Source organism: Nitrospina sp. 32_T5, from assembly GCF_052156635.1.
Lineage (GTDB): Bacteria > Nitrospinota > Nitrospinia > Nitrospinales > Nitrospinaceae > Nitrospina.
In genome coordinates, this window is sequence record NZ_JBQKUO010000001.1 from 247,914 (window position 1) to 267,622 (window position 19,709).

Sequence of the window (19,709 nt, forward strand, 5' to 3'; positions counted from 1 at the left end):
GGGCTGGCGTAATTTGTCAGGCGGTCTGGTCTTCGAGGCGGTCGAGGAGGTTCTGGAAGGATTCGCGTTTCAAAATTTTCTGGAACTGCGCCCGGTAGTTGCGGGCGATGCTGACACCGTCGATATAAAAATCGAACACCCGCCATTCGCCGTTTTCCAGAATCATGCGGTAATCGATGGAAACCGTGTCGGCGGGGGTGATGACGCGGGTCTTCACCAGCGCAAAATCGCCTTTCACGCTTTCCTGCAGGTAATGCAGGGTGCCTTCCTGATAGTTCTCAATGAATTGCAGAAAGGACTGCTCAAGGAGTTTCTGCAACAGGCCTACAAAACGCTGCTTCTCTGCAAATGTGCGGGCCTTCCAGTGTCCCTGAAGAGTGGATTGCGCAAACCGATTGAAATTCAGCCGATCGTGAATGACCTGGCGCAATACCACGCGGCGTTGTTCCGCATCCTTCTTCAAACCTTCTTCCGTCACCACCTCCAACACACGGTGGATGGTTTCCTTCAACGTGCGGGCGGGCTGGGAAAACGCGAAACCGCTCACCAGAATGCTGGACAGTTCTTTCGACGTACTCAAGGATGCAGGCGAAACGTGCACCGGTTTGTCGTGATTGCGGATGCTGGAAAACGCAAAGTGTGGGAACGACCACAGCAAAGCCAAAACCAGTGCGACCTTGGCCTTCCAGGAAATAGAACGCGGAATCATGCCTCAGCCCTCCCCAGTTTGGCGATGCGTATCTTAAAATAGAGATTCAAAAACGCATCCGAGCCTGGGTAAAAACCCTGCATATTCCTTGGTGGATTTCCGACTACCCTCATCGTTTATCGCCCCTCTGAAACCAGGCTGTTCCCAAGCCTGGGCCCTCTTTGGATGGGATTGAATGGTGATACAATTGTAACATAAAACTAAAATCTGTAAATACAATACGTTAACCGGCCCGCACCCCGGATTGGCCCGGCATCAGGCCCTAGAGACTTGAATTACCTTGAAAAACCGCGTATTCCTTTAAATTATCCCCTACCATTAGTTTTCAGAAAACCGAATGATTTCCTCCCCGGGTGGGTGCCGGGCTCGAAAATTACGGGGTCATTTCCTCTGCATGAGGATGCGGCTGTATTCGGTGAGCTGTTCCGCTTTGTCGGTGTCGTTGGTCCGGTTGTAAATCATGATCAGGTTGTGGAGCATCCGGATCAGGATCTCGCGGCTGGTGACGGGCAAAAGGAAATTTTCTTCAAACTGGATGCCAAAACCCCTCACCATCTCTTCACAGCCCGCAGGGGTGACGATCCGGCCCTCGTTGAAGGGATCGAAGAACACCGGGTCCTTGTCCGAATCGCAGCGGACGACAAAATGGCCCGGCAGCCCGACGCCGGAGATCGGCAGGTCCAGCCGTTGCCCGATCAGAATGCAAAGGACGGAGAGGGTGATGGGGATACCCGTCTTCGCCGAGAGCACGGTGTCGAAGTAGCTGTTGCTGGGGTTGAAGTAATCGGTCTTGTTGCCGTGAAACCCTTTTTCGTGGAAGAGAAAGTCGGTGAGGGCCCGCACCAGTTCCGACGCACGCGCCTGGACACGGATGCGAGGCGCCAGGTCCGCAGCCAGGTTGTCCAGCGTTTCTTCCACCTGCATTGGGTCCGCATCCGGGTGACCGTAGCGCATGATGAGGCACACCCCCCGCTCCAGGTCGAGATCCTCGCTGACGGGTATTTGGGCAAGGGCTTGAAACTCCTGTTCGATCAGACGCGGTTCGATGCGCTTTAGAACCTGGGCGATTTCCGCACGCAAGGCCAGGTCCTCCACGCTCCGCGCCTTTTCAAGAAACGGGAGGGCCTCCCCGCCCAATTCTATCAGCCGTGCCTGCACGCGCTCGCGGACAAAGGCGTCGCGGTCGTCCAGCAGGCGGATGAGGGAATCGATTTCCGCGTTACCGGATTCGGGCGCGGTTTTGGGGTTGTTCGACGAGGGGGAATTCTTCATAACACTTTCATTAGAGGGTGAGAGAAATCCCGGCCTGGATGGAGGTTGCGCTCCATCCAGGCCGGGTTGTGCTTTGGTATTACAGGTTCGGTTGCGGGGTCATCCGCAGGTACGGTTTGATTTCCTTGAAGCCTTTCGGAAACTTTGCGGGAATGTCTTCCGTTTTGATGGCCGGAACCACCACGCAGTCCTCGCCGTTCTTCCAGTCGGCGGGGGTGGCCACGCTGTAGTTGGCGGTCAATTGCAGGGAATCGATGACGCGCAACAGCTCATCGAAATTGCGGCCTGTGGACGCCGGGTACGTGAGAGTCAGTTTCACTTTCTTGTCCGGGCCGATGATGAACACGGAACGGACTGTCATGTTGTCCAGCGCGTTGGGATGGATCATGTCGTACATCTGCGCGACCTTGCGGTCCGGGTCAGCGACAATCGGGTAGTTCATCGAGCAGTTCTGCGTTTCGTTGATGTCGTTGATCCAGCCCTTGTGGCTGTCGAGAGGATCGACGCTGAGCGCGATGACCTTCACGTTGCGCTTCTCGAATTCCTTCTTCAAGTTGGCCACCCGTCCCAATTCCGTTGTGCAGACCGGGGTGTAGTCCTTGGGATGCGAAAAAAAGATGCCCCAGCTATCCCCCAGCCACTCGTGAAAATTGATATTGCCTTCTGTGGTTTCCGCCGAGAAATCCGGCGCAGTGTCTCCCAGTCGAATAGCCATAACAAATCCTTTCAAAATAAGGGTTTACCTGAAACCTTGAGCAGGGCCAACCAATCCGTCTTATCCCGTGGGCAAGAAAAATTTGTCGTTGGAATGGCCGGATTATACCATATATTTCAAGAAAAACGGCGTCCCGTTCGGACCTCCTGAAGGGGCCGGGAGGACGGGCGGCGGTTCCAGCCTGTTTATCGATTCGATGCCGGATTCCCGCGAAAGGTTTTATTGAAATCGTCCCCCCGGAACCAGGAAACCATGGCCGACAACGAACCCAGCATCCAGAAAATCGACGAGACCCTGACCCTGCTCAAGAAGATCTGGGTGGTGTTCCTCATCGCGCTCTACGCGGCCTGCATCTACAACGAATTCCGGTTCCCGGGTTTCCGCGAGGAACCGCTGAAAGGCGAGGAGAACCTGTGGAACATCCAGCGGGTGCTCTACTTCGGCCTGCTGGGGCTGGGGCTTTTGACCGACATCGTGCAGACGCGCATTGACCGTGACAAGGCGTTCATGTACCTGTTCGCGTCGCTTCTTCTGGGCGGCCTGTCCACCCTGGTCGGCGCAACACAGTTCAAAGTGTTCAACTTCATATTGGGGTGAGGGAGATTCCCGCAGGATCAACAAGCGGAAACCGCGCGGCAAAAAGATGAAGGCTACAAGGAATACCGGCCACCGAGGAAACGGTCCAGGGCCCGCACGCCGGTTTCTTCCGGATATTTCAGAACCGCAAAAACCGGTGCGCGTGCAAATCTTGTTATTTGACAGCAACCGTGCTAATTTACCCGCACGCGGATTCGATACGGATATCTATACATTGTATATAAAGGTGGGCCGTTAGCTCAACTGGCAGAGCAACTGACTCTTAATCAGTAGGTTGAAGGTTCGATTCCTTCACGGCTCACCAAAAAACTTTAGGACTTGCGGGAAATCACCTGCAGGTCCTTTTTTTTGGGGTAACGGGTGGGGTAACGATTTACCTGGCCCTGAGGATGAGATCTATGAAGAGGTTTATTTCGGCCATTTGGTCCAACTCGTTTTGCACTTATTGCAGTACTTTCCGGCTTTATTTCATTGCCTCTCCGGTGGCCTTCCCTTACCTTTAATATAAGGGTGTATTCCGAAAATAAAATCATTTTTTACCGTCAACCTTTTATAAGGGCCGGTTCGAAAATGATCCACTTCTTTAAATCCTCGCGCCTTTCTTTTTTTCTCTTCACATTTTTTTTATCGATTGGGTTCAGCTGGTCGTTCACGGAACCGGTCCGCGCGCTCACCGGAACGGCGCAGAAAGTGTTCCAGCGCAACAGCCGGGCGGTGTACCAGATCCGCGTCATCGACATCCACTCGCTCGAAAAGTACGTCATCGGCTCCGGCTTCCGCATTTCCAGAGACGGCCTGTTCGCTTCCAACTTCCACGTCATCTCGGACGTGGTCGATAAACCGGACCAGTACCGCATCGAGTACTTCCGCAAAGGACGCAAGGTGGGCAGCCTGAAAGTGGAGGCCATCGACGTGGCGCACGACCTGGCCATCCTTCGCGGCGAACCGTCGCGTAAAAAGCCGGTCCGCCTGGGCTCGTCCAAACAAAAACAGGGGACGGGTGTGTACCCGATGGGCAACCCGCTGGATGTCGGCATGGTGGTCCTGGAGGGGACGTACAACGGACTCGTTGGCGACCATCCCTATCAGCACATCCTGTTGTCCGCGCCGCTGAACCCGGGCATGAGCGGCGGTCCCGCTTTCGATGCCTCGGGCAAGGTGGTGGGCGTGAACGTCGCCATCGAGGGCAACGATCTCAGTTACCTGGTCCCAGTGGAATACCTGATCGAATTGAAGGAAAGCGTCAAGACCGGACGCGGCTCCAAAAACTGGCCGGAGGTCATCCAGGAACAGGTTCTCGCGCGCTACGAGCACATTATCGACAAGGCGGTGAAATCCGATTGGCTGTTCGAAAACCTGGGAGCATTGAAGGTCCCACAAAGCATCCTGCCTGGTGTGGTTAAGTGCTGGGGTCGAAGCCGATCGGAGGATCCTTCCCAAAACGCGTTCGTCTTTTACGGCGACAAGCGGTGCCGGAGCGATCGCAATATTTTTCTTTCTTCCAATCTTTCGACCGGCACCATTGGCTATTCCTTTTTCTGGCTGGAAAGCCAGAGCCTGAGTTCTCTCGAATTCTACAAACGCTTTTCCGCCCAATACGCACAGGGAAACTTTTACCCTTATGCGACGAGCGGCGAAGTCACCAAATTCTCCTGCCACAACAGTTTTGTCGAGCTTGCTTCCCGAAACTGGAAGGCGGCGTATTGCGTGCGGCGTTACATCAAGTATCCCAAACTACATGACGTGTTTGTGAGTTTTGCCATACTGGGGGACTCACCCCGCAAATACATCATTCAGGTAGGGATGGCCGGCCTGACTGAACCGCTGGCCCGAAATTTCTTACAGAAGTTCATGGGAAACATCCAATGGACCGAATAATCATCGAAATGCTGGCACCTCAGGGTCAGGCGGTGGAGTCGCGCCATGTGTTCAACCGCGATCGAATCCATATCGGGCGTGCCTACTCCAGCGATGTCATCGTCGACGATTTGTTTGTTTCCCCGGAACACCTGCTGGTTCAGTTGAAAGAGGGGAAAGTTTACCTGAAAGACCTTGCCAGCAAAAACGGAACGCAGGTGAACGGCACTCCTAATTTCCAGGATAAAATTGTTTCCGTAAACTCCGGAGATGTTATCGGCATCGGGCGTACGCGCTTTCGGCTTTTGCTCCCGGACCACCCTGTGGAAAGCACAAAAAAGATGGACCGTTTCATGGCTTTCCGGGATTTCATCGATCGTCCCTGGGTGCCCTTTGTGTTTTCCCTTGCAGTCATCGGGGTGGGCGCCTGGATGGGAAGAATGGTAGACCCCAGCGACTCCTTTTGGAAGAAGGAGTTTTACAGCATCGTTATCGGATTCGCAGCCAGTATTCTAAGCTTCGCGGGCATCCTCAGCCTTTACACCTTTTTTAAATACCGGAGATCTTATTTTATTAGAAACCTTGTGATCGCGGACATCGGACTGTTTCTGGGCCTTATCCTGGAAGGAATCGATCCGTTCATCTATTTCTGGGTACTGAATGAAACATGGGTTTACGTTATTGATTACGCAATAAACTTTATAATCACCCTCGGCATGTTTTGGGCGAGCGTTCGGCTGGCAAAGGATTCCCTCACGTGGGGGGAGACGTTTGGACTGATTTGGGTGCCCTTGATCCTGGTTTTCATTGCGGGTTACGGAGAAAGCTCCCGCCAAATGGGGTTTCAAAACGATCCCATTTATCACAATAAGCTGGCTCCTGGAATGGGGCCCCTGTTCCAGCCCCAAACCCTGGATGAATTTTTAAATGACGGAGCGCAAGAATTTAAAACCTTGAACGAGGAATAACCGGAACCCATCATTATAACTTTTCATCACATTTCCATAGTTTTCCTATCGCATTTTAATAATCCCACAAGCATCACGTGATCCACCCGCACATCCTTTACTCATCTCTGATTCATCATCACAATATTTATCTTCGTACGTATGAATAATAAAGGCAGCGCCATCTGAATCGAAAATACTCAGGCGCCCTTCAGAAAGAGTGACCCGATTTGTGGTTGTCTGCATAACCCCGACGCCATCCTTTACCTCCATATTAACGAGATCCCCCATATGAAAGGGATGATTGAAATCAGGTGCGTCCGGTTTCGTATTGCTGTTAGGACCAGGATCATGATGGCCCTTAGCGGCGCTACAGGGCTTGCAGGAACCGGATTCATGAATATGCACCGCGTGCTTCCCATCTTTCAACCCCTTGATAATCAGGGACACATCAACTGACTTGATACCCTCTTCGGATTCTCTTTCAATAAGAACACCCGTTCCCGAAATCTCATTGTCTGCGCAACCACTAATTTCCGCTTCAGCAATCATGTCAGCAGAATAAGAAACACCCGTATTGAGGCCAAATAAAAACAATATTGTCAAAATTGGGATTTTTAAGACTTTTTGGTATATTTTCATGGTTTTTTCCTTTTTTAAGATAAACCCTAAGATTATTTTATTCATTTTTTAAAAAGGGTATAACGAAGAAAAAGCATGCCCCCTTACCTAACTCACTATTAACGCCGACTTTCCCTGAATGAAGACTTACCAGTTTTTTTGTTATGGCCAGGCCCAACCCGGTGGTTTTTTCACCTCCAGTAGGCTTGGCGCTCAGGGTTTGGAATTCCTTAAATAATAATTTTTGATCTTCCTCAGATAGACCAGGCCCTTCATCCTTAACGGAAAACTCAATATTTTGGTCTTTGCTCTTTGTGGAAACCGTAATTATGGAATTGACAGGGGAGAATTTAATCGCATTGCCAATAAAATTCATTATGGCTTGGGTAATTGCATTTTCATCAAACAGGAAGGGATCATTACTTTCTAAGTTACTAATGATCGCAATATTTTTCTTATCTGCCAGCATTTGAGCCATTTCTACTTGTTGCTTAACAACTAAATTTAAATCATGGCTCTTCTTATTCAATTTAATCTGCCCGCTTTCAATTTTTGAAATGTCCAACAAATTATCCAGAAGACCTCGCATGAAATTGCTTGATTTATAAATTTTCTCCAAAAGCTCCTTTTGCTTGGGGTTAATGGTTCCAACCGTACCGTTTTTTAAAACCTCACTAAAGGTTTGAATTACGTAAATCGGATTCCTAAGATCATGGGAGGCAATGCCGAGGAATTGATTTTTCAGTTCATTTAGCCTTTTTAGTTTTTGATTACTTTCAACAATTTCTTCTTCCCTCCTGCAGGAAACAATGGCATCGGCTATAAGCCCGCCGATTGACATAAGAATCTCTTTGCTCCGAACGTACCAGGGCGGATTGGGATCTGTGTATAAAAAAAGTACACCTATGATCCGCCCCTTATTTTTCAACGGAACAATGTAGTGCCCATGATCGGTCATATCCTGAAATTTGTTTTCATGCCTTGAATCCGTAAAACAACTATCACTAACGATCATCTCACCTGACTCGGCAACCCTGCCACACAGACATTGACCAAGGGGAATCTCTTTTTCCTTGTTTAAAAATTCCTCAGAAAAGGTTCCTATAGTGCAATATAACTCCATTTTTTGTTCTTCTTCATTTACAAGAAAGATTCCCGCCTTATTCTCAACCTCCAACTCTTCAAAACGCGTTAGAACTGTAATTGTATCAATAAGCATGCTCTTCATATCCGTTGAGGAATGAAGAGTTTTAGCCACTTCATGGAGGACCCGGTACTCCTGGGTCCTTTGTCTAATTTCATTTTCTGCAGAGTTCTGATTTTTATTTTCTAGATTCCTTTTGCCCGTCTCCATATTAGGGCCTCATTTATTAATGTTTTACTTTATTGTTCGGGGTTTCATTCACTTTTTCAATATACCCTTAAGGTCATTTTTAAAACTATTTGTCTAATCAAAAGACTCTTCACCCTTTTCAATGGGCCAAATAATTTGTACCGTGGTCCCTTTGTTTTTCTGGGAAGCGATACTGATATTTCCTTCTGTTTTTTTTACTAATTGATAAACCGCTGTCAAACCCAACCCCGTCCCTTTCCCTGGCGCCTTTGTAGTAAAAAAGGGGTCAAATACCCTATTAATAAATTCTTCTGGCATACCTTCGCCTGTATCTTGAATTGATACCAAAATTGTTTTGTCCCTACACTCTGATTTTATTTTAAGCTTACCTCCGCCTCTCATAGCTTCTAAGGAATTGGAGATAATATTAAAAAATATTTGTTGTATATCATCACCCCTTGACTTTATTAAGGGAAGGGAACAATAGTCCTTTTCGACTTGTACGTATTCGCTTTCATGGGTTAAAAGGGCAACTTCCAATGCAGCATCCATTCGTTCGTTTAAATTAATTACTGGATGTCCTTCCGAAGTGGGGGATGATATATAACTGTTCAGCTTTTCAATTATTTTAACCAGAGCCTGTGCCTTTTCTTTTATCCTCTTTGCATGAATATCAATTGCTTCTTTTTCATTTTCTTTCAAAATCATTTCCGAAAACCCTATCATGCTGTAAAGAGGATTGTTGAATTCATGAGCTATTCCCGCACCCAACGTTCCCAGCCCTGACATTCTCTCGGCCAGAATGAATTGCTCATTAAATACAGATTCCGGACTGACTTCACAAAACCGCACTAATGAAATATTCTTTTTATTTTCTTTTCCATTAACTTCAAACCGGTCATAAATATAATTCCGTCTTTTAATTGTAATTGTTCGTGAATTGCGGATAACTCCAAGTGGCTTTTTCGGTATTAAAGGATCCCTAATTCTCTCCCTAATTTCTTCTTTTACCTTCTCTTTATTTCTGTCCTTTATTATTGGACTTGCTTGCATCTTGAAAATCGACATAAGGACAGTTGCTTCCTGTTTAATTTCAAAATGTTTTTCTTGAATTTTCATACCTTTTATTTTTTCAAATGAAACGTCCAACATCGTTTCACATGCTTGATTCATGTATGCCACATTATATTCAGAATCAATCCCCAGAATTGGATCTGGAATTTTCCATAAAATGTCTTTTTCCGTATTTTCCAGCATATGGGTTTGGACCATTCCATTGCATTCGTTTTCGAGTGGCTTAATTTATTCTTTTAATTTAAAAACCCGGGAGGTTTTAAGAACACCTCCCGGGTTTTTAAATTAAAGTTCAATCTCTTTACCAACTGATACCCATTTATCCACCGTAGCTACCAACTTTTCCTGTTCCACCGGTTTTACCAGATAATCCTTAACTCCTTCTTTCAGCAAATCCACGGCCATTTTTGTATCAGGAAATCCTGTTATGACAACAATGGGAATTCCCGGTGCATTTTCACGAATATAGTGAATGCATTCAATTCCGTTAACCTTAGGCATCCGTATATCGCACAAGATCACACCCACATTGCTCATGTTGTCCTCGGAATTAAGCAGGTCAATTCCCTCCTGGCCATTTTCCGCTTCAATAACCTGGTAATGTCCTTCACTCAGGTGAAACTTCAAAACATCCCGGACATCTTTTTCATCATCTACAATCAAGACTTTTCCTTTAGGCATAACAGTTCTCCTTTTTTCTTAATTTTTGTTCTGCTCTTGTGTTTTTCCAACCCGGATTTTGCCCTGCCGTTAATTTTGAAAAAACAAATCGCAATTTTTTCACCGTTTTTCAGCGATTATTTTTCCCCTCATTTATCAAAGTAACTCTGGGGTGTTTTTAATTAAAGCGCAGGACTTGTGTTTTTGTTGAGGTTGTTTCCGAAAAGGGCTGTAGTGTTATCACTACAATTGGGCGGGAGCCCAGGAGGGGGGATAAAGAAACCAATGAAATTGAGCTTATTTAATCAATGAATTATCAATTGCATACCTCACAATTTCCGAATTGCTATCCATTCCCATTTTTTCAAGGATTCGGGCTCGATATGTACTTATTGTATTAATACTTAGGTTCAATTCATCGGCTATTTCCTTTATTTTCCTGCCCAAAGCTATCAAATGAAAAACCTGGAATTCCCGGTCAGTCAGTTTTTCATGAGGGGCTTCTTTATTGCTTTTATTGAGTTCGCCAATCAATCTATCCGTCATTTCCGGTGACACAAATTTACCACCTTGTGCTACTTTTCTTACGGCTTCAACCAGTTGTACCGATACGCTGGCTTTCCCAAGGTAACCTGAAGCTCCTGCCTTTAAAAATCTGAGGCCATAATGTTTTTCCGGAAAAATACTCAGGATCAGGATGGGTATTTGGGGTTTAATGGCTTTAATTTCAATTAAAATTTCCAAACCACTTTTTCTTGGCATATCGAAATCAAGAAGCACAACATCAATTTCCATTTCCTTGATTTTTTTTAATACCTCCACCCCGTCTCTGGCCTCTCCTACCACACGGAGGTCTGGAGTTGTTGCGAGAATGGTTTTTATTCCCTGACGGACCACTTCATGGTCATCGGCAACCAGAACCTTTATTAAACCATTCATTGGACATTTCCCTAATTATTTATTGGAATCTCCACTCTTACCTTTGTGCCTTTTCCGGGTTTTCCTTTAAATATCACGTTTCCGTTCCACAAATGAACCCGCTCCTGGATACCCACCAATCCAAGTGAATTTATGTTTTCCAAATTTTCCTTCTTAATTCCCTTCCCGTTATCAGCTACCTCCAAAACAAGATTATTTCCTTCCCTCTTCAGGGCAACTTGAACACGACTTGCATTCGCATGACGGACAATATTTGTTAAAGTCTCTTGAAATATACGAAACAATGTAGTTTGAAGACTTTCTTCTATTTTTATTTCTCTATCCATGCCCTTTAGGTCAAAATGCAGTCCAAATTTACTACTATATTCATCTGCCTGCCATGCTATAGCTTCAGATAGTCCAAACGCGTCCAATATAGGAGGCCGCAGTTCTGTTGCAATTTTTTGTACGGATCTGATGGTAGAATCGATCATATTTGTCATCGCTTCATAACGTTCCAATATCTCCATTCTATCTAATGGGTTATTCTCTTTAAGATATAAGACGTTCATTTTTAGGGCGGTCAGCGATTGCCCCAATTCATCATGGACTTCTCTTGATATACGGGTTTTCTCTTCTTCCCTTATGGACTGTAATTTATTACCCAAATTTCGTAATCTCTGATGGGATAAATTCAATTCTTCTTCCATCATATAACGCTTGGTTTCATCTGTAATAAACCCTTCCAAAGCTGTTAACTCCCCCGCTTCGGAATAAATTCCTCTTCCCTGATCCCGCACAATTTTTTCATTTCCTGACAAAGTATTGATTCTATAAATTAAAGTATAAGGCTCTTTATCTTTTATAGCCTTTTTGATAGTTTGATTAACCCTTAACTGGTCAACTGGATGTATCAGTTCCTGAAATTTTATTTTTTTTCCCAAAAATTCTGAAGCATTTTCACCTGTAATAGCCGAGCATCCATCACTTATAAATAACATTGTACGCTGACTATCGTTCAGGGACCGGTAAACCATTCCTGGCAGGTTAGAAATTAATGTATTTAAGATCCGACGACTTTCCATCAGGTCATGCGTTCGTTCTTCAATTTGGACTTCCAATTTTTCTTTAAGTGTAATTAATTCATTTTCAATTTTCTTTCTCTCAATAGTATGTGCAACCAAACCACCTATGGATAATAAAACGGCCTGACTGTGTTGATACCATCGGGGTTGTATTTCAGTATAAAGAAACATAATACCCACAAGCCGGCCTTCGCTGGTTTTTAAAGGAATTATGTAATGACCGTGGGCTGTCATATCGGTGTAAGTCCGTTCGTGACGCGGATCTGTGAAACAACTTTCGCTCATCAAAAGTTCTTTTGATTCTGCAGCCCGACCGCATAAACATTTTCCAAATGGAACTTCCTTTTCCTTCTGCAGAAATTCCTCCGAAAAATCGCCCTGTGTTGTGAATAACCGCAATACCTTTTTAGCTTCATCCGCCAGAAAAATTCCAGACTTTGGCTTTACTTTTAGTTTTTTGAACCCCGTGATTTCCTGGAGAACTTGATTCAACAGGCTTTTTAGGTCCCTGTTTTCTTCTAAAACCTGGGCGACTCTATGGAGGATTCGGTATTCTTCCGTTATTTCATTTGGAGGGGGGTTGGCTGCGGGATCATTTGGAAGGGAGGCCATAGTCAAATTATAAGTTTATGGTTTTGAACGCATGCGACCTATAATTAACTTAAAATGCTAATTGGGGGACTGGTTATTGTTATGATTCAAAGTTAATCACTTCAAAGCACGACCCCTTGAAATTGAAATTTTTTGGTTAAACCTTTAAATGGCTATTTACATTGTAACCACCCCTTCATTATAGTCGTTAATGTCACACCCATCCCAATTGAGAAGCTATTTATTTCCCCCACCCAAAAGAACATCCCTATTAAATTGTTTTTTTTGAACTTACTGACAATATTCGAAAGGGAATTTTCTGAAATTTGGAACGCACCAGACTTTCCTTTACTATTCAGACATCCTTTTTTTGATTTTGTCAGGTTTTCAAACCATTGGAGAAATGGTTTTTCGTTGCTTTTTTGATGGGCATCTGAATCCGGCAAGCAAACACCGCCGATCACTTTAAAGGAAATTTAACGCCGCATTTGAGACCTGCAACAACCTTATGCTTGGGGTTGGGTAACTCTAGACGGATGCCGAACGTGCCGCTGGCGGCATCGACCACCGAATCCACGATCTTCACCTCCGCCTTGTATTTTCCTCCTACAGGCTTTTCCGGAAACACCGTCGCCTTCATCCCTGTTTTGATTTTTCCAAGGTAGGCAATCGGCGCGATAACCTCTACGTTCAACGGATCGATCTGCGCCAATTTCACCACGGGTTGTTCTTCCACAAACTCACCCGGCGATTTCAAACGTTCCACAACGACACCGTTGATGGGGCTCAAGATGCTACGCAGATCCAGCACCTCCTCCGCGCGTTCCAACTCCAGCCCTGCAATCTTGTGTCCCTCCTCTGCACGCAGGACTTCCAATTCCGCGAGGATTTTTTCCGTTTCCGCCTCATCCTGTTCATTCTTGGGAACCATGTTTTTCTCATAAAGCTCATTAACCCGCTTGAGTTTCCTCTGGCTCAATGCAAAACGCTCTTTGCTGATCTGTATTTGCGTTTTCGATTGCGCCTGTGCCTTTGCCAGTTCCACTCCCGCTTTTTCGACTCCGGATCGCAAACGCGCAACAACCTGGCCTTTTTTCACCAAGTCTCCACGTTTGACCGACACATCTTCCAAAGTTCCACGAATGGAGGTGCTCAACTCCACGGTCATGAAAGGTTCGATGACACAGTCGAAGTCACTCATTCCCTTTTGAGCCAACCCAGTGCCTCCAGGAAGGATCCAGAACCATAATGCTGCCCAAACAAAAACAGATAAAAATTTTTTCATTTATTCCGAACGACCTGAAAAAGCCAGCATTTTGCTGGTTTGTTTATCCATATCCTTCAATTTTGCGCGCGCCGCCGCATGATGCCGGCCTACCCCCCATTGCGTCAAAATCCATAATGAACGGGCAATCCAATTCCCCAAAAAACCTAGTCGCCTTGCAACATGGACAACCCATTTAGGTGCAAACACCTGAACCAAATCGTCCTCCAGGGAAATAAAGTAATCGGGTCCGCCTTGTTCATTCCCCGCTCCACAACGCTGGATCAGTTGCCGGTCATGCCGGCGGGATTCGCTACATTCGGCAAGAATGCCATGTGGCCCGGCAAAAGTTCCTTGTTGACCAAAGGCCGTCCCGCCCATTCCCTTGGCCACCGAATACAACAAAATGGTGATGGAACCCGGACGCGCCTTCTCATTCAATCGAAATGCCTCATTTTCATTGTGATTGTCCGTGAGAACATGGCAGGAAAGACCGCGTTTGGCAAGTATGGATGCCAGCAACTCACCCATGGGAAGGGATCGTACTGCAATGAAAACAGACTTTCCAGAGCGGTGCAATGCTTCGGCACGCTCCGCAACAGCTTCCCATTTCCTTTCGGCGTCGGGGTAAAAGTGAAAAGATGCCGCTTTTCTTTTAAAACCGTTTCCCATCGGAACCCGCATTACTTTAAATGGATACAATGATTCGAGTTCCCTTCGGGATTCCATCAGAGTGTGGGAGACCCCGCCCAAATGCAGGTAGCGCTGGAATAATTCCTGGTAAGAAATTTTGGCCAGCGTTTCCCGGTCTCCGGTACTGGGAAGACCTTCCTTCAATTCCAGCAACTGCAAAAGGCCTCTCTGCCAGGAAGTCTCCATACGCAATGCACGCAATACACGTTCTTCCATATGAATCTTTTCATTATCCACTCGGTAATGTCGGTCCCGAATAAGCAGGTGAGTTGCAGTGAGGGCCTGTGTTATTAAATCCTGGCTTCGCTCTATCCCCGACCACATTCCTCCAAGATGCTCCGTGACTTGCGCGATACGAATGCGTCCATTTGCGTTCAGGTGCACACGAGGCTGGACTTCGTCAATGTCGAAATCCATCCCGATGTGAAGCAATGCTGAGAGCTCCAGGGCCTTTTCGTAAACCTTTCCTACTCCAGGTAGATCCGTATTTCTGGAAATCAGCAACGGAGCCCGGGCATCATCAATCAACACTGTGTCCAGTTCATCAATAATGGCAAAACACAATCCGCGGAGAACCAGTGTTTGCCCGCGTCCCTCTTTTTCACTCAGACGATCGAGGTGCAACTGCAGCCGGCCTCGCCGCCCCTCAGAAGCCAGGTGATCCCGCAGGTAATCGAATGCAACCTGCTTGTGGGTTGTGAATGCGATGTCCGCACGGTACTGCTCCTGACGGGAGGGAATGTCCATTCCCGCCACCACTTCACCAGTTGAAACGCCCAATTCTTTGCAGATCCGGGAAAGACGTGAGGATAAGCGCCGAACCAGATGGTCCGTTGCGGTGATGACATGTACCGGAAAGCCTGCAAGCGCCGCGGTGAGGGAGGACAGTGCAACTGAAACGGCGTTGTCATCAGTTTCACAGGACTCAACAGCCCGCTGGTGAAGGATGCCCCAACCCGCTAAAATTTCACCCGAACCCGGGCGCACATTTTCATTGCGCACGAACCACTCCGTCACCAGTGCAAAACTTCTGGCTACGAAATAAGGCTGGAATCCTTGACGATGCAGGGAGGACCGGATCGCCAGGGCTTCATTTCGTATTTCTTTATCTGAAAGCTCCCGGAATTCATTTGCAAGGCGGTTCACCTGAACCAGAAAATTGTGTGCTTCCGGCGGGGGAGCAATGGCCTCCGGACCACGTAACTGCGTTAGGCGGCGCCATGCTGTATCCAGCCACCCCGGTTGTTCCTTTTGTTTTTCCGGATAGAGGCCCGAGGCAACGCCGGGTCTGGCCCAGTTTCCAATAAACATTTAAACACCGAACCTCTTTAGCAAAAGCTGACGAACCATGCGGTACCACTGCTCCGCCAACGGGACCTTCCCGTGGTCAAACCGGACGAAGACCCTCTCTCCTATACTTTTCAATCCCGCCTGAGGCGGCAATTCCAGATCGAGTTGAAAAACCGATTTGAATGCTTTCGTGCCCGCCTCGTCGCTGGGATCCACCGCCACCTCACCCCCTCCCGGCAAACCCAGGGCCATGCTGGGCAATTTTTCAGTCGCCGCAGGAACCTCGCGTTTCACCATGGCCGTATACACTTCAGAGATACGTTCGGCCATGCGAACCTGGACGGCACGGGTTTGTTCTTTCACCAACCCTATGCGATCTTGAGGTACAACCACCCTCACGGTTCTCAACGGGTAGTCAACAACATAACCTAAAAGCTGGCCTTTCTTTACAAAACGATCTTTCAAGTCATCTGAATTCGGAAGTATGAGGGTACCATCCAGCGGACTGCGAATCACCAGATGGGATTCTTTCTCCTCCATGCGTTCCAACTGGGCCCGCACGGCGAGCATTTCCTCCTTCTTGATTTCCGCCTGCGTCCTGTTCTCAAAACGCAGTGCCATATACCGTACTTCCAGTTCCTTCAATTCCTTTTGCAGGACCTTTTTCTCCGCGATCAGCAGGGGATCTTCACTGATCATGATCGCATCGTCCCGATTGACAAACTGGTTTGAATTGATCTTAACCTCCTGGATAAAACCATGTGTTTGTGCCCGCAGGATCGATTTTTCCGGAGGCCAAATCACACCCTCCGCCCGGGTTGCATAAGGAAAGGGAACTTTAAATATAAACCAGCCAAGCGACACAACCAGCACCGCACTCATGACCACGGCTCGTACGCGTTTTCCGGAGATCACCGGACTCCGGGTGAGAAAATCCAGTTTTTTGTAAATTGGAATAACGAGCATGGTCATGAGGGCCCACATGGCCAGGACCACACCAACGATGAAAAACTTTCCGGCCACGAACAGCACGATCACGCCCATGATAAACAGCCGGTAAAAAAACGACGCAATACCGTAAAACAATAGCCAGGACCGTTCGCCCCAACTGTTTGCGGGTGACTTCACATGTTTTGCCCCAAACAGGTAGCGCTGGAACAGGTAACCCAAATATTGCGTGGACCGTGTCCCCAGATTTGGAATTTCAATTGCGTCGGAAAGAAAATAATAACCGTCAAACCGCAACAGGGGATTTCCATTAAACAAAAGGGTGGACACACTGCCGATCAGAATCACGTTGTAAGCGATGGTGTGGACCAGACCGTGTTCCACGTTGACCCAAACGAACATGGCCAGCGCGGCAAGAAACAGTTCCACCATGATTCCCGCCGCATCTACGATCATTCGCTTGGACTTCTCACTGAAAGCCGACGCACTGGACGCCTCTACATAAGGCACGGGAATGAACACAAGAAGCATGATTCCCATTTCATGCACCTCGCCACCCCATACTTTCGTTGCAAACGCATGGCCGAACTCATGGACCAACTTCACCAGAGGGTAAACCAGCCACAGCACAAACAGGTTTTCCGGGGTCATCACACGGTCAGCCATGTTTTGTGTCAATCCGCCCCAATGCACCCCCGCAAGGAATACCGCATAGCCCACGACCGCAAGCCACAGGGTGAAACCAAACCAGTTGAAAACATAACGCACAGTTGATTGCCAGCGGGCGAGAAACCGTTCTGGATTGAGGAGGGGGAAGCGAATGGAAAGGGGACTCCAGAACCATTGCTTTATTTTCATTTTCTCGTGGAGCCGGTGACGACCGAACAGTTCCAATGTATCCGGGGGAACATCGCACAGCAGGGTGTCGCTGGTGTGAAGCTGCCCCGCCAGACGGATCATTTCATCCTGGGTCGGCGCATCATCACCGAGGAAATCCACCGCTCGATCCCAGATTTCCTGAAACGTGCGCTTGCCGTCCATTTGTGCGACGAGGTAATACGCGGAAGGACTCAGGCGGTGGTAGCGCCCTGAAGAATGGTCCTGCAAAACGTACCAGAGGCGTCCGCGATAATGATGCCGGTGGACTTCCGCATGGTTCCGCAGGCGTGGTTTCAGGTGCGCCACACGGTACCACACCGGGCTGTACATCGAATCCAGGGACATAAAGGTTTCCTGATTCAGGGAAAGGGCTTAAGGCCACCACGTCCAGATTTGAAGACGCATCCAGTCCATCATCTCACGCGTGAGCACCCAGATGAGTTTGCGTTCTCCAATTTCGATTTTACCCACACCCTCCATTCCGGGACGTAAAAATGCCGGAGTGGCACCCAAACTCGCCTCGACACGGAAAAAATTACCACCTTCTTTCGTTTCTGTTACAGGCGTGATTTTATTCACTTCAAACGGAAGCTGCTGTTCCACGGCGCCTGACAACACGATCCTGCCCTTCTGCCCAAGCTTGATGTGGTTGATGTTGCGTTCATCCACATGCAGCAGAACGCGGTAGGCATCCAGAGGCGCCAGTTCGAACATCACCTCGCCGCGCTCCACCGGAGCACCCAGCGACTGGCTCAGATCGCCGGACACCACCACGCCATGAAAGGGAGACTTGACTTTTGTCCGGGCCAATTGTTTTTCAGCCAGATCCAGCTTGGCCTGGGCCTGCTCGATCTGGGCTTTGAGGATGCGGATTTTACTGCGGTCGAACTTCGCCAGAACATCACGGTACTGACGCCGGTATTTTTCAAGCTCACTTTTCCATTTAAGACGTTCCAAGACCAGGTCCTTGTCGTCCAGCGTGAACAGCAACTGCCCTTCTTCCACAATGTCCCCCGGACGGACAAACGCTTCCGAAACATACCCATCCAGGGGGGATACCATGACCCGCTGAACCGCTCCCTGCAGGGTCGCATCGGCCGAAACGCGGAACTGCGTGGTAGCGAAAGTGAAAAACAGAATCGCGCCAGCAAGCAGGATTGAAAACAGCTTCCATCCCAGATTTCGCGGACCAAACAGGCCCGTCAACCCACTCCAGAAAGAAATTGCGACCTTGGCGACAATATTACGGTCATCGCGTCGTTTGGTGTACAGAATGGGCCCGACCATCTGGCCGATAGCCTCGCATACTTCTGTCTGTTCCGGGGTGAACTGTTTGCCACCGGACAACTCATACATCAACGCACCAATAATACGGTCATGCATGACCAAAGGAACCGTACAGATCCCGCATTTACCGTGTTGTTTGGAAAACTCGCCATGCACCCGGTTGATGAAAGGATAAGAAACATCAGGCGAAGGGTAAAGAATGGTCGCGGCCTGATCCAGGCATTCCTCCATGGCCCGGCAAATATTGCGGATGAGATTGGTCTTCTTGTTGAACTTGGCGCTGTGGGACAACGCCACCACCTTCATACCAGTACCTTTAACGAATCCGAGGCTCACCCGTTCGCACCCCAGCTTCACCGCCATGTCTGTCACCACTGCGTTGGCTGCGTCGTGAAATCGTTCCTTTTCCAGGCCGCTCGCCACCAATTCCAGAATGGTGGCGAGGTGTTTGTTACCGGAAGGGGTTTTGTCTTTGTCTCGGCGGTAAAACCGCTCCACCCACGCACCGCCCCATTGCAACTGCCGCATGAGGGTTCGCAGTGTGTTTGGGTTGCTGGTCGCGACTTCCACCGCAACCGTTCCATACAGATCGTCACCTATAAGAAACGGATGGGCCAGGTAAGATAATTGGGATGAATCCTTTTTTCCGTTGGTCTGCCCGGGATTGCGCATCACTCCCTTGCGCTGTTGCATTGCCATTTCTACAGCGCCGGTCAGATGGAGATTGATGCCTTTTTTTTCAGGCCAGAATGCGGCAGGAGCGTATTCGCGTGTCTTGGGATCGCCCAGAACCATCACTCCGCGGGTGATTCCGGGAATATGACCGCATTGCAGGGAGAGCCAGGCATCCGCAAATTCCTGGGGAGTGGCGGCGTCGATCAACCGCTTCCATTGAGCGGGATCGACGAAAGCGCGGCGCGGATCGCCTCTGGTTTCAGACCCGGTTTCTGGACGCATTGCAGAAATCCT

16 protein-coding genes and 1 tRNA gene are annotated in these 19,709 nt (G+C 48.2%); 4 read left to right on the forward strand and 13 right to left on the reverse strand.

Annotated elements, in window-relative coordinates; genetic code table 11:
- Window positions 1-16: 16 nt before the first annotated feature.
- The 3 genes from ACTRW9_RS01165 to ACTRW9_RS01175 form a co-directional block, all read right to left on the reverse strand.
- Window positions 17-709: an MlaC/ttg2D family ABC transporter substrate-binding protein gene (locus ACTRW9_RS01165; protein ID WP_442426564.1), complete on the reverse strand. Its 693-nt coding sequence runs from the start codon at window positions 707-709 to the stop codon at window positions 17-19.
- A gap of 381 nt (window positions 710-1,090) precedes the next feature.
- Complete coding sequence (locus tag ACTRW9_RS01170; RefSeq protein WP_442427983.1) at window positions 1,091-1,981, reverse strand: transglutaminase family protein; 891 nt, start codon at window positions 1,979-1,981, stop codon at window positions 1,091-1,093.
- Between the two features lie 79 nt (window positions 1,982-2,060).
- The gene (locus ACTRW9_RS01175; protein WP_442426566.1) at window positions 2,061-2,696 is read right to left on the reverse strand and encodes a peroxiredoxin; all 636 of its coding nucleotides are present in this window, start codon (window positions 2,694-2,696) and stop codon (window positions 2,061-2,063) included.
- 252 nt (window positions 2,697-2,948) lie between these two features.
- Between ACTRW9_RS01175 and ACTRW9_RS01180 the strand changes: the two genes are divergently transcribed.
- The 4 genes from ACTRW9_RS01180 (at window position 2,949) to ACTRW9_RS01195 (ending at window position 6,118) form a co-directional block, all read left to right on the forward strand.
- Window positions 2,949-3,293 carry a hypothetical protein gene (locus ACTRW9_RS01180; RefSeq protein WP_442426567.1) on the forward strand — a complete coding sequence of 115 codons (345 nt, stop codon included), beginning with the start codon at window positions 2,949-2,951 and terminating at the stop codon, window positions 3,291-3,293.
- 228 nt (window positions 3,294-3,521) lie between these two features.
- A tRNA-Lys gene (locus ACTRW9_RS01185) sits at window positions 3,522-3,597 on the forward strand.
- A gap of 266 nt (window positions 3,598-3,863) precedes the next feature.
- Window positions 3,864-5,171: a S1 family peptidase gene (locus tag ACTRW9_RS01190; protein WP_442427984.1), complete on the forward strand. Its 1,308-nt coding sequence runs from the start codon at window positions 3,864-3,866 to the stop codon at window positions 5,169-5,171.
- On the forward strand, window positions 5,159-6,118 hold the full coding sequence (locus ACTRW9_RS01195; RefSeq protein ID WP_442427985.1) for an FHA domain-containing protein: 960 nt from the start codon (window positions 5,159-5,161) through the stop codon (window positions 6,116-6,118). The genes ACTRW9_RS01190 and ACTRW9_RS01195 overlap by 13 nt, the downstream gene beginning before the upstream one ends.
- 45 nt (window positions 6,119-6,163) lie before the next feature.
- On the opposite strand, the gene ACTRW9_RS01200 is transcribed toward ACTRW9_RS01195, so the two are convergent.
- The 10 genes from ACTRW9_RS01200 to ACTRW9_RS01245 all read right to left on the reverse strand — a co-directional run bounded on the left by ACTRW9_RS01200 (window position 6,164) and on the right by ACTRW9_RS01245 (window position 19,697).
- The gene (locus ACTRW9_RS01200; protein ID WP_442427986.1) at window positions 6,164-6,739 is read right to left on the reverse strand and encodes a superoxide dismutase family protein; all 576 of its coding nucleotides are present in this window, start codon (window positions 6,737-6,739) and stop codon (window positions 6,164-6,166) included.
- Between the two features lie 37 nt (window positions 6,740-6,776).
- The gene (locus ACTRW9_RS01205) at window positions 6,777-8,072 is read right to left on the reverse strand and encodes a GAF domain-containing sensor histidine kinase (protein ID WP_442427987.1); all 1,296 of its coding nucleotides are present in this window, start codon (window positions 8,070-8,072) and stop codon (window positions 6,777-6,779) included.
- A 93-nt stretch (window positions 8,073-8,165) separates the two neighbouring features.
- Complete coding sequence (locus ACTRW9_RS01210) at window positions 8,166-9,308, reverse strand: ATP-binding protein (RefSeq protein WP_442427988.1); 1,143 nt, start codon at window positions 9,306-9,308, stop codon at window positions 8,166-8,168.
- Between the two features lie 102 nt (window positions 9,309-9,410).
- On the reverse strand, window positions 9,411-9,806 hold the full coding sequence (locus ACTRW9_RS01215; protein ID WP_442426573.1) for a response regulator: 396 nt from the start codon (window positions 9,804-9,806) through the stop codon (window positions 9,411-9,413).
- Window positions 9,807-10,082: 276 nt separating this feature from the next.
- Window positions 10,083-10,724, reverse strand: a complete 642-nt coding sequence (locus ACTRW9_RS01220; RefSeq protein ID WP_442427989.1) for a response regulator — start codon at window positions 10,722-10,724, stop codon at window positions 10,083-10,085.
- A gap of 11 nt (window positions 10,725-10,735) precedes the next feature.
- Entirely contained in the window at window positions 10,736-12,400 is a 1,665-nt protein-coding gene (locus ACTRW9_RS01225) for an ATP-binding protein (RefSeq protein WP_442427990.1), read from the reverse strand.
- Window positions 12,401-12,839: 439 nt separating this feature from the next.
- Entirely contained in the window at window positions 12,840-13,664 is an 825-nt protein-coding gene (locus ACTRW9_RS01230) for an efflux RND transporter periplasmic adaptor subunit (protein ID WP_442427991.1), read from the reverse strand.
- Window positions 13,665-15,647, reverse strand: coding sequence for a preprotein translocase subunit SecA (locus ACTRW9_RS01235; RefSeq protein WP_442427992.1), 1,983 nt, complete (start codon window positions 15,645-15,647; stop codon window positions 13,665-13,667).
- On the reverse strand, window positions 15,648-17,798 hold the full coding sequence (locus ACTRW9_RS01240) for a hypothetical protein (protein ID WP_442427993.1): 2,151 nt from the start codon (window positions 17,796-17,798) through the stop codon (window positions 15,648-15,650). It lies immediately after the preceding gene.
- 27 nt (window positions 17,799-17,825) lie between these two features.
- The gene (locus ACTRW9_RS01245; RefSeq protein WP_442427994.1) at window positions 17,826-19,697 is read right to left on the reverse strand and encodes an efflux RND transporter periplasmic adaptor subunit; all 1,872 of its coding nucleotides are present in this window, start codon (window positions 19,695-19,697) and stop codon (window positions 17,826-17,828) included.
- Window positions 19,698-19,709 lie beyond the last annotated feature (12 nt).

Excerpts from the sequence above, each read along its gene's own strand:
- ACTRW9_RS01165 (WP_442426564.1), bottom strand. The coding sequence starts at position 709 with ATGATTCCGCGTTCTATTTCCTGGAAGGCCAAGGTCGCACTGGTTTTG.
- ACTRW9_RS01170 (WP_442427983.1), bottom strand. The coding sequence starts at position 1,981 with ATGAAGAATTCCCCCTCGTCGAACAACCCCAAAACCGCGCCCGAATCC.
- ACTRW9_RS01175 (WP_442426566.1), bottom strand. The coding sequence starts at position 2,696 with ATGGCTATTCGACTGGGAGACACTGCGCCGGATTTCTCGGCGGAAACC.
- ACTRW9_RS01180 (WP_442426567.1), top strand. The coding sequence starts at position 2,949 with ATGGCCGACAACGAACCCAGCATCCAGAAAATCGACGAGACCCTGACC.
- ACTRW9_RS01190 (WP_442427984.1), top strand. The coding sequence starts at position 3,864 with ATGATCCACTTCTTTAAATCCTCGCGCCTTTCTTTTTTTCTCTTCACA.
- ACTRW9_RS01195 (WP_442427985.1), top strand. The coding sequence starts at position 5,159 with ATGGACCGAATAATCATCGAAATGCTGGCACCTCAGGGTCAGGCGGTG.
- ACTRW9_RS01200 (WP_442427986.1), bottom strand. The coding sequence starts at position 6,739 with ATGAAAATATACCAAAAAGTCTTAAAAATCCCAATTTTGACAATATTG.
- ACTRW9_RS01205 (WP_442427987.1), bottom strand. The coding sequence starts at position 8,072 with ATGGAGACGGGCAAAAGGAATCTAGAAAATAAAAATCAGAACTCTGCA.
- ACTRW9_RS01210 (WP_442427988.1), bottom strand. The coding sequence starts at position 9,308 with ATGCTGGAAAATACGGAAAAAGACATTTTATGGAAAATTCCAGATCCA.
- ACTRW9_RS01215 (WP_442426573.1), bottom strand. The coding sequence starts at position 9,806 with ATGCCTAAAGGAAAAGTCTTGATTGTAGATGATGAAAAAGATGTCCGG.
- ACTRW9_RS01220 (WP_442427989.1), bottom strand. The coding sequence starts at position 10,724 with ATGAATGGTTTAATAAAGGTTCTGGTTGCCGATGACCATGAAGTGGTC.
- ACTRW9_RS01225 (WP_442427990.1), bottom strand. The coding sequence starts at position 12,400 with ATGGCCTCCCTTCCAAATGATCCCGCAGCCAACCCCCCTCCAAATGAA.
- ACTRW9_RS01230 (WP_442427991.1), bottom strand. The coding sequence starts at position 13,664 with ATGAAAAAATTTTTATCTGTTTTTGTTTGGGCAGCATTATGGTTCTGG.
- ACTRW9_RS01235 (WP_442427992.1), bottom strand. The coding sequence starts at position 15,647 with ATGTTTATTGGAAACTGGGCCAGACCCGGCGTTGCCTCGGGCCTCTAT.
- ACTRW9_RS01240 (WP_442427993.1), bottom strand. The coding sequence starts at position 17,798 with ATGTCCCTGGATTCGATGTACAGCCCGGTGTGGTACCGTGTGGCGCAC.
- ACTRW9_RS01245 (WP_442427994.1), bottom strand. The coding sequence starts at position 19,697 with ATGCGTCCAGAAACCGGGTCTGAAACCAGAGGCGATCCGCGCCGCGCT.